12 protein-coding genes are annotated in these 12,656 nt (G+C 54.2%); 4 read left to right on the top strand and 8 right to left on the bottom strand.

Annotated features, from left to right (window positions below):
- Positions 1 to 3: 3 nt before the first annotated feature.
- The 3 genes from V4U88_RS26690 to V4U88_RS26700 form a co-directional block, all read right to left on the bottom strand.
- The gene (locus V4U88_RS26690; protein ID WP_334076212.1) at positions 4 to 642 is read right to left on the bottom strand and encodes an XTP/dITP diphosphatase; all 639 of its coding nucleotides are present in this window, start codon (positions 640 to 642) and stop codon (positions 4 to 6) included.
- A complete protein-coding gene (rph, locus tag V4U88_RS26695) occupies positions 639 to 1,397 on the bottom strand; it encodes a ribonuclease PH (protein WP_334076213.1) in 759 nt (252 codons plus the stop codon). Before rph ends, V4U88_RS26690 begins: the two co-directional genes overlap by 4 nt.
- Positions 1,398 to 1,732: 335 nt before the next feature.
- Positions 1,733 to 2,794, bottom strand: a complete 1,062-nt coding sequence (locus V4U88_RS26700; RefSeq protein ID WP_334076214.1) for a GerMN domain-containing protein — start codon at positions 2,792 to 2,794, stop codon at positions 1,733 to 1,735.
- 200 nt (positions 2,795 to 2,994) lie between these two features.
- Here V4U88_RS26700 and V4U88_RS26705 point away from each other — a divergent pair, with 200 nt between their 5' ends.
- Positions 2,995 to 3,567 carry a phosphatidylglycerophosphatase A family protein gene (locus tag V4U88_RS26705; RefSeq protein ID WP_334076215.1) on the top strand — a complete coding sequence of 191 codons (573 nt, stop codon included), beginning with the start codon at positions 2,995 to 2,997 and terminating at the stop codon, positions 3,565 to 3,567.
- A 92-nt stretch (positions 3,568 to 3,659) separates the two neighbouring features.
- On the opposite strand, the gene V4U88_RS26710 is transcribed toward V4U88_RS26705, so the two are convergent.
- The 3 genes from V4U88_RS26710 to V4U88_RS26720 form a co-directional block, all read right to left on the bottom strand.
- Positions 3,660 to 4,649, bottom strand: a complete 990-nt coding sequence (locus tag V4U88_RS26710) for an MBL fold metallo-hydrolase (protein WP_334076216.1) — start codon at positions 4,647 to 4,649, stop codon at positions 3,660 to 3,662.
- The gene (locus V4U88_RS26715; protein WP_334076217.1) at positions 4,646 to 5,386 is read right to left on the bottom strand and encodes a class I SAM-dependent methyltransferase; all 741 of its coding nucleotides are present in this window, start codon (positions 5,384 to 5,386) and stop codon (positions 4,646 to 4,648) included. The genes V4U88_RS26710 and V4U88_RS26715 overlap by 4 nt, the downstream gene beginning before the upstream one ends.
- Before the next feature lie 187 nt (positions 5,387 to 5,573).
- Positions 5,574 to 6,788 carry a peptidylprolyl isomerase gene (locus V4U88_RS26720; RefSeq protein ID WP_334076218.1) on the bottom strand — a complete coding sequence of 405 codons (1,215 nt, stop codon included), beginning with the start codon at positions 6,786 to 6,788 and terminating at the stop codon, positions 5,574 to 5,576.
- Between the two features lie 224 nt (positions 6,789 to 7,012).
- Here V4U88_RS26720 and V4U88_RS26725 point away from each other — a divergent pair, with 224 nt between their 5' ends.
- From V4U88_RS26725 to V4U88_RS26735, 3 genes are all read left to right on the top strand, one after another.
- A complete protein-coding gene (locus V4U88_RS26725) occupies positions 7,013 to 8,368 on the top strand; it encodes a dipeptidase (RefSeq protein WP_334076219.1) in 1,356 nt (451 codons plus the stop codon).
- Positions 8,369 to 8,516: 148 nt separating this feature from the next.
- Positions 8,517 to 9,497 carry an ArsR/SmtB family transcription factor gene (locus tag V4U88_RS26730; RefSeq protein ID WP_334076220.1) on the top strand — a complete coding sequence of 327 codons (981 nt, stop codon included), beginning with the start codon at positions 8,517 to 8,519 and terminating at the stop codon, positions 9,495 to 9,497.
- A complete protein-coding gene (locus V4U88_RS26735) occupies positions 9,478 to 10,779 on the top strand; it encodes an MFS transporter (protein ID WP_334076221.1) in 1,302 nt (433 codons plus the stop codon). The genes V4U88_RS26730 and V4U88_RS26735 overlap by 20 nt, the downstream gene beginning before the upstream one ends.
- Positions 10,780 to 10,909: 130 nt before the next feature.
- On the opposite strand, the gene V4U88_RS26740 is transcribed toward V4U88_RS26735, so the two are convergent.
- Positions 10,910 to 12,535, bottom strand: coding sequence for an S-layer homology domain-containing protein (locus V4U88_RS26740; protein ID WP_334076222.1), 1,626 nt, complete (start codon positions 12,533 to 12,535; stop codon positions 10,910 to 10,912).
- On the bottom strand, positions 12,471 to 12,656 hold a 186-nt coding region (locus V4U88_RS26745), incomplete at its 5' end, for a hypothetical protein (protein ID WP_334076223.1). The genes V4U88_RS26745 and V4U88_RS26740, both read right to left, overlap by 65 nt.

Consider the following 12,656-nt stretch of genomic DNA (forward strand, 5'->3'; position numbering starts at 1 on the left):
TATTTATTTTCGGGCGGCTTGATTCAGCTTCTCCGCAAGCTCCCGGAGCGCCGCTCCCCGGTGACTGACCGCCTGCTTCTCTTCCAGTGTCAACTCGGCGAGCGTCTTCTCATACGACGGCAGGTAAAACAGCGGATCATAACCGAATCCGCCGCCCCCCGCCGGCTCGGAGGTGATCCAGCCCTCCACGGTGCCTGAGGCTTCGGTAAACTCCCCAGTCGCCGGGTCATACAGCGCCAAATGGCAGACGAACCGGGCCGTGCTCAATAGCGGCTGCTCCGTATCTTCGCCCTGCTGCAGCTTCTCGAGTTCCGCGAGCAGCTTGCGGTTGTTCTCCTCATCCGCGGCGCCTTCTCCGGCGTAGCGGGCGGAGTAGACGCCGGGTTCCCCGTTCAGCTTATCGACGCAAAGGCCGGAATCGTCCGCAAGGACGGGATGCCCCAATAAATCGCCCGCCGTCTTGGCTTTCTTCCTCGCGTTCTCCGCGAAGGTCTCGCCGTCCTCAACGATTTCCGGTACCTGCGGATAATCGTACATGCTGCGTACAGGCTTGCCCAAAAACTTCAGGGCATGGGCGAACTCGCGCACCTTTCCCTGGTTTCGCGTAGCGACGATAATAACGGACTCCTCACTGTTACTCATGCGTTGGCCCCCGGTTCGCCGCCGGTGATTTTTAACCCGATCGGTCCCAAAGCTTCGCGCTGCTGCTCGATCATCTCCCGGATTCCTTTCTCCGCAAGCTGCAGCAATCCGTCAAGCTCCTGCCGCGAAAAAGGCTTCTCCTCGCCCGTCCCCTGGACCTCGACGAACTGCCCTTGGCCCGTCATGACGACGTTCATATCGACTTTGGCTTTCGAATCCTCCTCATAGTTCAGATCGAGCAGCATTTGCCCGCCCACGACACCGACGCTGACGGAAGCCAAATAATCCGTAATCGGAAATACGGGCAGAGAGTGCTTGACCGCAAGCTTGTTTACCGCGTAAGCGAGCGCGATAAAAGCGCCGGTGATGGACGTCGTCCGCGTTCCGCCATCGGCCTGGATCACATCGCAGTCGACCGTGATGGACCGTTCGCCAAGCGCCTGCAGATCGACAACCGACCGCAGGGCTCTTCCGATCAGACGCTGGATTTCCATCGTTCTGCCGCTGAGCTTGCCGCGGGCCGATTCCCGCTGGTTCCGCGTATTTGTGGCCCGGGGAAGCATGGCGTACTCGGCGGTCACCCAGCCTTTTCCCTGTCCCTTCATAAACATCGGAACCTTCTCCTCCACCGTCGCCGTACACATGACCTTCGTGTCGCCGACCTCGATATAGACGGAGCCCTCCGCATATTTGTTGATGTCCACGGTCAATTTCATCGGCCGCCGCTCATCCGCTCCACGCCCGTTAATTCTCATTCTGATTGCCTCCTACGTTTCATGCTGTCTGTATTACGACTTTCCCTATTCTACCAAAGTGTAGGCATAAAAGCATCATTCCATTCCTCCCCGCCGCCCTATACAATCCGCCTCACCAGAGGGGAGTCATATCCGCCTGTAGCGGCAAGTCCCAGCGGTCATACGGCCAGCTGCCAGCTTCCCTTTTGAAAGCTGACCGGGTGAATAAGGGCTTTATACGGCCCTATTTTGTCGAATTCGGCTGAGCGATTGAAATAATTGTTTTTAAATGGCGGGCGGCAGGATGGGCGCCTGAGACCTAAACGACCGTCACAGCCGTTAGTTCCCATTTGCCCCTACAACGGGATCTCATTGATGCGCTCGGGGCGCAAAACCGGCTCCCCGTATTTCTGGTTATCCATGCCGATGACGTCCCTTTGCCCGTTAAGCCAGATTCGCACCTTTTTGTCCGGCGCGTTCTCCGTCACCGTCAGCACCACCGATTGCAGCATCTGGGCGGGCGGCTTCTCGCCCGGCTCGAACATATCGTCCTCCAGGGATACGGTAATGACCCCGTTCTCCGACTGCTCCACGGCTTTCAACACCGAATTGTCCGTAAGGACCCGCTCCAGGCCGTCTCCCCGGGCCGGCCCCTTGATCAGTTCGCCCAGCGCTCCCGTGACCGGATTGTTATCCGCATCCACAAACCGCGTAACCGGGACGAAATACGGCTCCCCTTCAGGACTTGACGCCGAGAAAAAGACGGTGACCGAACGTTTTTGCGACAGGCTTGTTCCCTCACCCAACTGCAAATTGATACCAACACTCCGAGTCAGCGGCCGATCCAGCGGAAAGCCGTTTACAGGCATTTCGTTCAGTTTGGCCCCTTCCATCCAGAACTGGACTTTATCGATGTCGGGATCGTCCACCAGCGTCCAGGTGACCGCCTCCACGATTTTCCGCTCATCTTCGGCGGCATAGCTCCCGAACGATTTGTTGAATTCGACGACCGCCAGCTTTTCGTCCTTTTTCAACGTAACCGCCTGAACCACGGTTCCCTGCGGCAGGACGCCTTTAAATCCGGCCGGCAGCATGCTCTGATACGCCCCGCCGGCCACGAGCATCTCCAGCATCCGGTTCAGTTTATCGGCGGCCTCCCCCTTGGGCAAATGCAGGGAAACGGGCGCCAGTAGCCCCTGCTCGTTTTGCAAATAAACCGTGGAGAGCGACTCCTCGGTTTCCACGGCGGTCGGATTCGCGGTTTCCAACGACTTCAACATTTGCATCTCCATCTCGCCCGGGGGCGGATCAATTTGCGCCGAAGAGCCTGTCCCGAACAAACTGCAGCCCGCTAGCACCAACGGAACAGCCAACACGCCGGCCACGGCGGTTTTTCGTAAATGGCGGTTTGAGATCATAACCGGGTTTCCTCCTCAACTGACCTGTACTGGGGATTGCCCAAAAGATGACTTTTTGAACAACCTCTATTACTATGTATACGAGCCCTTTTTCGGAAAATAACTAATTTTTCGGGAAGTGGACAAACTGCATCATAGCTATGTGTCTTTTGACGGTAATCCTAAGGCACTCTGAAAATCGTGAGGAGTAGGTGAAGGATATGGACATCGAACCAAGAAAAGCAAAAGCGCCTTATAGTCTAAACAGCAAAAAGGTGGCCGACGCCACGAAAATGTGGCTGCAGAAAAGAGGCGTCAAAATCGAGGAAATCGCCGAATTGGTGATGCTGCTGCAAAAGAAGTATTACCCGAATCTGACGATGGAAGAATGCATTCACAATGTCGAGCAGGTGCTCAGCAAACGTGAAGTCCAGAACGCGGTGCTCACGGGAATTCAGTTGGATATTCTCACCGAGCAAGGCCTGCTGATTCCCGAGCTTCAGGATATGATCGCCAACGATGAGGGCCTGTACGGCGTGGACGAAATTCTCGCCTTCTCCATCGTTAATGTCTACGGAAGCATCGGATTTACGAACTACGGTTATGTGGACAAATTGAAGCCGGGCGTTCTGGAGCGCCTGAATGACAAAACGTTAGGCCCTTGCAATACGTTCCTCGACGATATCGTCGGTGCGGTGGCGGCTTCCGCCAGCAGCCGGATCGCCCACCGCAAACAGGCGGAACGGGAATTGGAGCGCGGCGAAGAGACGCTCGGCCAGGATATCGTCCGTTAATGCATAAAGGCAGTACCGCCCTCATCGGAAATGAAGGGAGGTACTGCCTTTTCAAGGCCAAATTAACTGGTGGTTTTCCCGTTTATTAGGGATTAGGCAAGCCGGTAAATCACGGTCCCGGCCAGATCGGCGGCTTCGAGCGCCCGACCTTGACGGACCAGCTCCACCAGATGCGCCAGCGCTTCCGACATGGCGAAACGCATCTGGTGGATGCCCAGGTCCGTCCCGAAGAGCGTGGCGCAGACTTCGAAGCCGCTCATCTCCCGCCGGGCCAGCAGCGCTTCGATCATGGCAAGCCGCTCCTCATGATGGGCGATCAGCGCCGCGCACCGTTCCGCGAAATGGGGGAACGGATTCCGGTGGCCGGGAAACGCTTTGGCCACCTCCACCGCCCGAAGTTTGGCCAACGACGCCATGAAGGTCTGCAGCGGCTGCGGATCGCTGCCCGGCAGCAGGCTTACATTGGGCGATATTTGCGGTAAGACGGCATCGCCGCAAAGGATCAGCCTGCGCTCTTCGTCATAATACGACAGATGTCCCGGGGCGTGCCCCCCGGTCTCGATCGCCGTCCAGCTCCGTCCGCCCATGACCACATCGTCGCCTTCCTTCAGGAAAGTGACGGAAGGCGATGGCGTCACCTGCGCAACAAAGCTCTGCAGGTGGGCCGGCAGTTGCCCGCACCAGGCCTCCGGCATGCCATGCCGCAGGTACAGGCTCGGCAGCACTTCATTCATCGTGCTGTCCGCTCCCCACATCCGCAGCGTTTCCTCGTATGCCCGTTCGGACATATATACCTTTGCTCCGGTGAGTGATTGCAGGTGCCCGGCTAGCCCGTAGTGGTCGGGATGGTGGTGGGTCAGCACGATGGACACGACCTCATCGGGGGATGTGCCGAGCGCGTGCCAAGCCGCCCGCCAACTCGCTTCGGAAGCTTCCGACCGCGGGCCGGGATCGACGATCGTGACGCCTTCCGGTCCGCGAAGAAGGTAGCTGTTGACCCAGCGGAGCGGCGGAGCCATCGGAATCCGGATCCGGACCAGTTCTTCTTCATCAAACCTTTCGAAATCGGACCCGTGAATCATGCCCGCCTCCCCACCATGATCATCCGGGACGACCGCTCGGGATCATAGAGCTCCTCCTCGTAGCCGCCGTGGACTTGCTCCAGCATGAGGCCCGCTTCCGTCAGCATCGCCTCAAAAGTCTCCCGCGAATACATCTTAATTCGCTCCAGATAATGCCGGGGCTTTTCCCCTGGGTTGGTCTCGTTCGTGATAGTGATCCATTTTTTCACATAACCGTTCTCAATCGCCCGCTTCTCGTCAATCCGCTGGCCGTCATCGACCCGCTGCGAGGCGGGAACCAAATGCGCCGCCGTATACGACGGGTTCAAAAAGTCGATAATAAACCGCCCCCGCGGCTTCAGCATCCTGCAGATCTCTCGCAGAACCTTGACGTGCTCTTCGTCTTGCTCAAAATAACCGAAAGAGCTGAACAGGTTGACGACCGCGTCAAAACCGCCCGGAAGCGGTAATTTCCGCATGTCCGCCTGCAGCCAGGTGACCCGGCCTTCCGGATCGTTCCTGCGCGCTTCCCGAAGCAGCACCTCGGACAAATCGATCCCCGTCACCTCGTAGCCCGATTCGGCGAGAGCCAGGGAATGCCGTCCCATTCCGCAGCACAGGTCCAGTACCTTGGCGCCTTCCGGCAGTCCCAGCCAAGCGATCATTTTATGTACTTCCCGCTTTGCCCCTTGCACATCCCGGTGTTTATATACGAGCAAATAATCTTCGCCAAAACTTTCCTCAAACCATTCCGCCATTCTCGTCTCCTCCCCGTTCCTTTGACCGTGTCATCTGTCTGTTTGGTCCATAGCTTTAATTGTACCTCCTGACTCCCTCCGAAACAAAGGACAAAAATCGAAAAAGACCGCCGGAACAGTGTCTGTTCCAAGCGGCCTTTTTCCGGGTATATAAATTGAACTATTGATTCGGCTGCTGCAATCTTTTTTATTTCGCCGCAGGAGTCTTTTCCGCCGCTTTCTCCGGCTGATCCGTCAAGGTGTTCTTGATGTCCGCTTTGCCGCGGATTTCTTCCAGCCACGTGCCGCTCAGTTGGGCCACTTGCTGTGACACGAGAGTTTTGCGGATTTCTTCTTTCTTCTCTTCCAGCGTGGCGGTATGAGCTTCCTTCCGGTCCGTTACCTTGATAACCTGATAGCCTTCGCTTGTCTTCACCGCGCCGCTGACTTCGTCCTTGGCCAGCTTGAACGCCGCATTCTCCACCGCTTCTTCCCGCTCGCCGCGCGCGAAAAAGTCGGTGTCTCCGCCGCTCGCCTTCGTCGCTTCATCCAACGATTTGCTCTTCGCCAGCTCCGCGAAGTCTTTGCCCGCTTTCAAATCTTTTAAAATCTCATTGGCTTCCGCTTCCGTTTTGACCAAGATAACGGAGGCGCGTACCTGCTCCGGCGTATCGAAGCTTGCTTTATTCTCTTCAAATGCCTGCTTGATCTGCTCATCGGTCACTTTAACCTGAGGTTCAAGAATTTTGGTGAGCAGTTGGTTCATTTCGATGTTCTCGCGCAATAGCTCCATTGTCATGCCGTTTTGGCTCAAGGCTAGATTCAGGTTTTCCTCCGAGCCGAAATTTTTCTTGTAGGTTTCGATCTCCTTGTCGATATCGGCCGCCGTAACGGCGATGTTCTTCTTGGCGGCTTCCTGATGAACCAATTCCTTCGTGATCAGCATATCCAGCGTCGCTTCGGCTCCCCCGGCTTTGGACAGCTCGTCATACAGCTGATCTTTTGTAATCTCTTTGCCGTTAACGGTAGCCACGGCCTCGGCTTTATTCGGGACGAAAGGAGGCTTGACCAGCACAACGACCAGGAGTACCGCCAACACAAGGGAAACGATCGGCCATACTTTGCCGGCTTTTCCGCCTGTATTAGGAGCGTCCGCCGCGGGTTCCTCTCCGCTCACCGCGCTCAACATCGTTAAGGTTTCCGACTGCGCCAAGTTAACACCGGCGGGGGCTTCATTAGTCTCCGCGATGTTGCGATTTTCCGGCGTGGCGGCATCCTTTTCTTCCGTTACGGGCTCAAAATTTTCTGTCCCCGTATTCTCCTCTGTATTCTGAACGGAGGCTTGTCCGTCCGCTGCCGGTTCCCGGCCCTCTTCCGGCTGCTCCGGGTCTACTTCCCATTCTTTTTTCTCTTTTTCATCCATTCGTCGATTGACTCCCTTCATTTATTGACGCTGCTCTTGCTAATGCATCTCTTATGACTTTATCAGAATTATGCCCGGATTACCTTAAGGATTCCTAAAAATAAGCCGGATTTTTTTAAGTTTATTTTAATGTCCCCCCCGCAAAAGCCATACTCGCATTCGTGTTATGGAAAGAAAAGGTGTAAAATAAGGGAGAATACACTGGTCGGGAGGAAGCTGACTTCATGGAATATCAAGCTTATTTTCAAAGTAAAAGAGAAGAACATTTAAAAGAGCTCGGAGAATTGCTCGCCATCCCGAGCATTTCCGCCTTGTCCGAGCATAAGGGCGACATGCTGAAAGCGGCGGAATGGGTTGCCGATGCGCTGCGGCGCGCCGGTATGGAAAACGTCGAAATTCATCCGACGGACGGCCACCCTGTAATCTACGCGGAGCATTTGCACGCCCCCGGCAAGCCGACCGTCCTCGTTTATGGACATTATGACGTTCAACCGGTTGATCCCCTTCATTTATGGGAGACGCCTCCCTTCGAGCCGTCGATTCGCGACGGGAAGCTGTATGCCCGCGGGGCAACGGACGACAAAGGGCAAGTCTTCATGCACATCAAGGCGGCCGAGGCCATCTTAAAAGAGGAAAAGGAACTGCCGGTCAACCTCAAATTCTGCATCGAAGGCGAAGAAGAAGTGACAAGCCCGAATCTGCCCGGCTTCCTGGACTCGCACAAGGACAAGCTGGCGGCCGACGTCATTCTGATTTCGGACACCGCGCTGCTGGCGCCGGGAAAACCGGCGATCTGCATCGGCCTCCGCGGGCTCTGCGCCCTGGAAGTATCGGTGTTCACCGCGAACACCGACCTCCACTCGGGCACGTTCGGCGGCGGGGTGCCTAATGCGCTGCATGCGCTCGTGTCTTTGCTGGATTCGCTACACGACGAGAAGGGCCGCGTCGCCGTGGAAGGCTTCTACAAAGGCGTTCCCGAACTAACCGCGATGGAACGGGAAGAGTTCGCCAAGCTGCAATTTGATGAAGACAAATTGAAGAGCGACTTGGGCCTAGGTGCCCTGTACGGGGAAGAAGGCTACTCCTTTGTCGAACGTACCGGCGCCCGCCCTACCCTGGAAATCAACGGAATGTACGGCGGCTTCCAGGGCGAAGGGACCAAGACGGTGCTGCCGAAAGAAGCCCACGCCAAAATCACTTGCCGCCTGGTGGGCGAGCAGGATCCGCAGGATATTATCGATAAGATCGCGGCGCATTTGCATGCGCACCTGCAGCCGGGCGCTACTCTTAAGGTGACGGCTACCGAGAAAGCCCGCGCCTTTACGATCGATCCCGCCGATCCGATGCTGCAAAAGGCGGCCGACGCCTACGGGCGCATCTACGGTACCCGCGCCCTGTTCACGAAAGACGGCGGCTCGATTCCGATCGTCGAGACGTTGTCCCGCGTTCTGTCGGCTCCGTCCGTGATGATGGGCTTCGGACTCCCGGACGAGAATCTGCACGCGCCGAACGAGCATTTCAATCTCGAAAACTTCGATAAAGGACTCTTGACGATCGTCGAGTATCTAAAGTCGCTGTAAAACAACTTTACGAAAGAACCGTCCAAGTGCGAATGTGCGCTTGGACGGTTTTTTTGTTGCCAATCGATTTTAGTTATATTAATATAGAACTTAAATTATGTTCTATATTTATCGAACATATAAATGCAGAGAAAGGAATCTGGTCCCTATGTCTTTTAAAATCGAAGTGGATTTTGCTCCCGTTTATGAGTGTGTAACAAGTCTGACCGCTTTTTTTAACAAACAAAGCCATGGCTCGATCGATGCCGGAAAGACCTGGGTCCGAGAGGTTCAGGATCTGTTTGCCCCCGTAAGTTTGTACAAGATGCGGGATACAGTCAAACTCTTGAGTGACTTCAGTCTATCTCCGTTTATTTGGAAATGCCCCGCCCCCCGTACGGTCAGTGGCTTTTTGGATTGGTTCGAAGGTCTATCTATGGGCCAGTTATTTGACATATCGGCGGCGTGCGGACAGACAGTCCCCTCCAATCTCGCGGAATTGCGAAATTTGGCTTCCGAAGTTTTGCGGGAATGGGATTTGCGTTATTTCTGCCGGATTGATTCGCGGATTCTCGAGGGACTGCAACAAGAGGCTGTTTCACTGAATTCCCGGCTTCACGAAACGGACAGTATGGAAATATATGAGCAAGCGACAGGAGGGATGCGGCTATACCCCGGCGAGGAACTCAAACAAGTCGTATTGACTCCTCAGTATCACTACCGTCCGCTTGTTACTTCCAGCTTCTTCGATTCGATTGTGTTCACCAGTTATTCCTGCGACCTTTTCCCCGAGGCGCCCGGGTATCCTTCCCCAAGCCTTCTCAGGTTAACCAAAGCGCTATCGGATGAAACCCGGTTGCGTATTCTCCACTTGTTGTCCCGCAAGCGGATGACTTTTACAGAAATCGTACGCGAGATTGCTTTATCCAAAAGCACGATTCATTACCACTTAATCGCACTGCGGGCCGCGGGACTGATCGTCGTGCACTATCATACCAAGTACTTGGAGTCCAAATCCGTGGAATACAGCTTGCGCGGCGAGGCCGTGAACTCTCTGCCCCTTCAAATCAACGCCTATCTCCGCCATAATGCACCTGCCCGCATGGATACAGAGGAACAGGGGGGGGTTTGTGAAAAAGCAAAAGCATAGTTATTACGGGCTGCTTTCCACCATCGCCCTGAGCGGTTTCGGCGATGCCTTCGGTTTACTTTCCATGGAATGGCTCGTATATGAGATCACCGGATCGAAACTGGCTATGGGGGCGCTTGCGTTATCCTCCGGAATTCCTGAGCTGGTCCTCCGCCTTCTTGGTTCTCCGCTTTCCGACCGTTGGCCTCGCAACCGCCTCATGGCCACTTTGGCTACCGTACGGTTAGCCGCCATTATCCTGCCGCTGTTCGCCGGTCTGATCGGCCAGCTCCAGCTTTGGCACTTGTTCCTGGCGGCAGGACTTAGCGGTTCATGTTCCGCCTTGTTTATGCCGACCGCCATGGCCCTCGTGCCGGATGCCGTGAACTCCCGCAAGCTAACCCGTGCTTTTGCGCTTATCGACGGCTGCAGGAACGCGGTAGCTTTGATCGGCCCGGCGATGGCCGGAGCCGTGGTTGCCAGTGTGGGCACGCTTCCGGCTTTGGGTGTTAATGCCCTGTGTTATATAGCGGCCATTGTCATGTTGCTGCTCCTGCCGAAAACACTTCACAACGGCAAAGCTCCATCCAACCCTTCTATTGCTGCTTATCTCCGGGAAATCACCGAAGGGTTCGTCTTTTACAGGCAATTTCCGCCGATGCTAGTCATTATGGGGATGGTCTCGATCAGCAACATGTGCTCCGTAGCCATATGGACGATGATGGTTCCCTATGTCAGCGAAGTTTTGCACCGGGATGCCGCAGCCATGGGGACCCTTACGGCCGCTACAGCATTTGGCACTTTGACCGGGCTCGCAGTCGTTTCGATAATAGGAGAAATCAACCGGCGAAGAATGGTGATGATCTCAAGTCTTGCCGCCATGGGTTTCTTCAACATGATCTTGGGATTTGTGCACAGCTACCCGATCGCCCTGATCGTACTGTTTGCGTTTGGTGCTTCCACCCCCTTTTTCGGCGCTCTGAGTTCTTCTTTGCATGGCAAGCTCGTTCCCGGCCAGCTTCAGGGGCGGGTCAATGCCATCCGTTTTCTGATTGGAGGAGCCCTGCAGCCTATAGGGGCTTTTGTTGGCAGTGCGGTAGCGGAACGCTATGGCGTGCAGATGTTGTTTCTGGCCGCTGGACTACTTCCGATACTTGGTTCTTGCGCCGGCTTGTTTTTAACCAGTTTAAAAACACTCAATGGGGATTTGTCCGAAATAGAGGCCCAAAGCCAGCAAAAAATATGCCATGGCGGCTGTCAAGGACCAGGTAATCCTTTGACAACAAATAAGAAAACCTGTTAGAACAGCAAAAGACCTCCGGTCCCGCTTGTTCAGCAGCGGCTGGAGGTCTTTCTTCTGAATCAACTCTTCAACAATCATGCCTTCGCCTGATTCTATCTCTCTTTAGCTTTTCCGGCTTTAGTCCCGACTATTAGTCTATAAATTTCAATAACCTTAACAATCTCTTGATGACTGAAGCTGCCTCTGCTCGAGTCGCGTGTTCTTTCGGGGCAAGGGTATCTGTGGATTTCCCTTGGATCAACCCCTGATTTATGGCCTGGTTCATAGCACTCTTCGCACAAAGGGATACCGTGCCCTCATCTTTGTATGCAGGTAGGTAAGGAGCATTCGAACCTTCCCTTTCCCCGGTTCCTTTAACATACTCCAGCGCTTTTTCAGCGATTAGAGCGATTTCCTCCCGAGTTATAGGGGCATTGGGAAGGAATTCGCTATTCTCGTTCCCCTGCACCAATCCTGCTTTTATTGCCGCTCCAATACTGCCTGCATGCCAATCGTTGGCGGTTACGTCCGAAAACGGCTCTGACTCCGAGTCTTCTTGTAATCCTAACCCTCTTACAATTAATGCGACAAATTCGCTACGGGTTATCGGCCGGTTCGGATCGAATTTTTCAGGGGTTACGCCCTGTAAAATAAGCTTATTTGCCATTAATTCCACATCATCGTATGCCCAATGGCCATTCATATCCGAGAATTTTTTATCTGCCGAGATTACGGTATAAATACTGTTGTGAGCTGTCTTTATAGTAACCTCCGTAGCCCCGTCCTCATTTTCAAAGAGTGAAGGAACAAAATGCAAACGATTCGTTTCAGGATTCATCCATACCGCTGTTGAATTTTTTGCGGAAACCGTTTCGCGCAATAGGAGTTTTCGCTCAACATATTTATTTGAAAAATCGGAAATCTCCCGTTGACCGGCACGAACCAAAAATTCAGTAGGTCCGGGTTCGGCTTGCACTGCTTTTTCATTAACAACCATGCCTTGAATCAATGACTTTGTCTCATTTTCCAATTTGGTGATTTGGATAGACAATGTATCGTCGTTATAAGTCTCCGCCCATTGTTGGATTAGTTCTGCCGGCAGGAAATATTGAGCCTCTGAAGAACCAAATCCAATGCGCAGATTTCCTAATGCCTCTGAAATGCGGAAAGAGCTCATAGGCAGATTAACTATAATATTTGACCCATATTGGGCTGTATCTATCATTAAGGTTTGGGATTCATTTAACAAAAGCTTATTTTTGTGTAACTCCTTGGTCAGATCGTCCTCTTTAATATCTAACGTCGTCCGCTCACCTGCTTCAGTTATCGTGGTTGTTTTTTTTGCATTAACCAGTATCCCTCCTTGCGCCGTGAGCGAAGGAACTGAAGTTGGGGTAACGGAACCGGAATTTCTTGTTCTATCAGATACTTTACTCGGAGTTTGAGGTAAAGTTCTAAACGTCCACCCGCTCGACCCCTGGATGCCCGCGAACGGGTTGCCGCTGTGGTCCATAAGCGTTCCCGGCGTCACTTCCACGTAGTACGATGTTCCCTCTTCCAGTCCGCCGTCCAGATACAGGTCCGCTCTGTCTCCATTCAAGGTTCCGTAGCCGGTTGTAAACATACCGCTCGACACGCGGACTTGTCTTGCTATGCGGCCATCCAGGGCCTCACGTACAATGACGTCCCCCGTTCCCCACTGCACCGGTTCGTTAAACGTCATGCTCAGCCCTGAAACTAACATCGCTCCGCTGCCTTCCGGACTCTTGCTCACCATCTGCGGGGCCGTTTGGTCCGCCGTCCGGAAGCTCCACAATCCGGGTCCATAGATGCCGCCAAACCCTTGCCCCGCTCCATCCCGGAACATCCCCGAGCTCACTTGGACGTAATACGAAGTG

It is taken from the genome of Paenibacillus sp. A14, from assembly GCF_036864815.1.
GTDB lineage: Bacteria > Bacillota > Bacilli > Paenibacillales > Paenibacillaceae > Fontibacillus > Fontibacillus sanfengchensis.

What these genes read in the sequence shown, in the direction of transcription:
- V4U88_RS26700 (WP_334076214.1), bottom strand. Translation starts at nt 2,794, where the DNA reads ATGATCTCAAACCGCCATTTACGAAAAACCGCCGTGGCCGGCGTGTTG.
- rph (WP_334076213.1), bottom strand. Translation starts at nt 1,397, where the DNA reads ATGAGAATTAACGGGCGTGGAGCGGATGAGCGGCGGCCGATGAAATTG.
- V4U88_RS26740 (WP_334076222.1), bottom strand. Translation starts at nt 12,535, where the DNA reads ATGGTGAGCAAGAGTCCGGAAGGCAGCGGAGCGATGTTAGTTTCAGGG.
- V4U88_RS26720 (WP_334076218.1), bottom strand. Translation starts at nt 6,788, where the DNA reads ATGGATGAAAAAGAGAAAAAAGAATGGGAAGTAGACCCGGAGCAGCCG.
- V4U88_RS26690 (WP_334076212.1), bottom strand. Translation starts at nt 642, where the DNA reads ATGAGTAACAGTGAGGAGTCCGTTATTATCGTCGCTACGCGAAACCAG.
- V4U88_RS26705 (WP_334076215.1), top strand. Translation starts at nt 2,995, where the DNA reads ATGGACATCGAACCAAGAAAAGCAAAAGCGCCTTATAGTCTAAACAGC.
- V4U88_RS26710 (WP_334076216.1), bottom strand. Translation starts at nt 4,649, where the DNA reads ATGATTCACGGGTCCGATTTCGAAAGGTTTGATGAAGAAGAACTGGTC.
- V4U88_RS26725 (WP_334076219.1), top strand. Translation starts at nt 7,013, where the DNA reads ATGGAATATCAAGCTTATTTTCAAAGTAAAAGAGAAGAACATTTAAAA.
- V4U88_RS26730 (WP_334076220.1), top strand. Translation starts at nt 8,517, where the DNA reads ATGTCTTTTAAAATCGAAGTGGATTTTGCTCCCGTTTATGAGTGTGTA.
- V4U88_RS26715 (WP_334076217.1), bottom strand. Translation starts at nt 5,386, where the DNA reads ATGGCGGAATGGTTTGAGGAAAGTTTTGGCGAAGATTATTTGCTCGTA.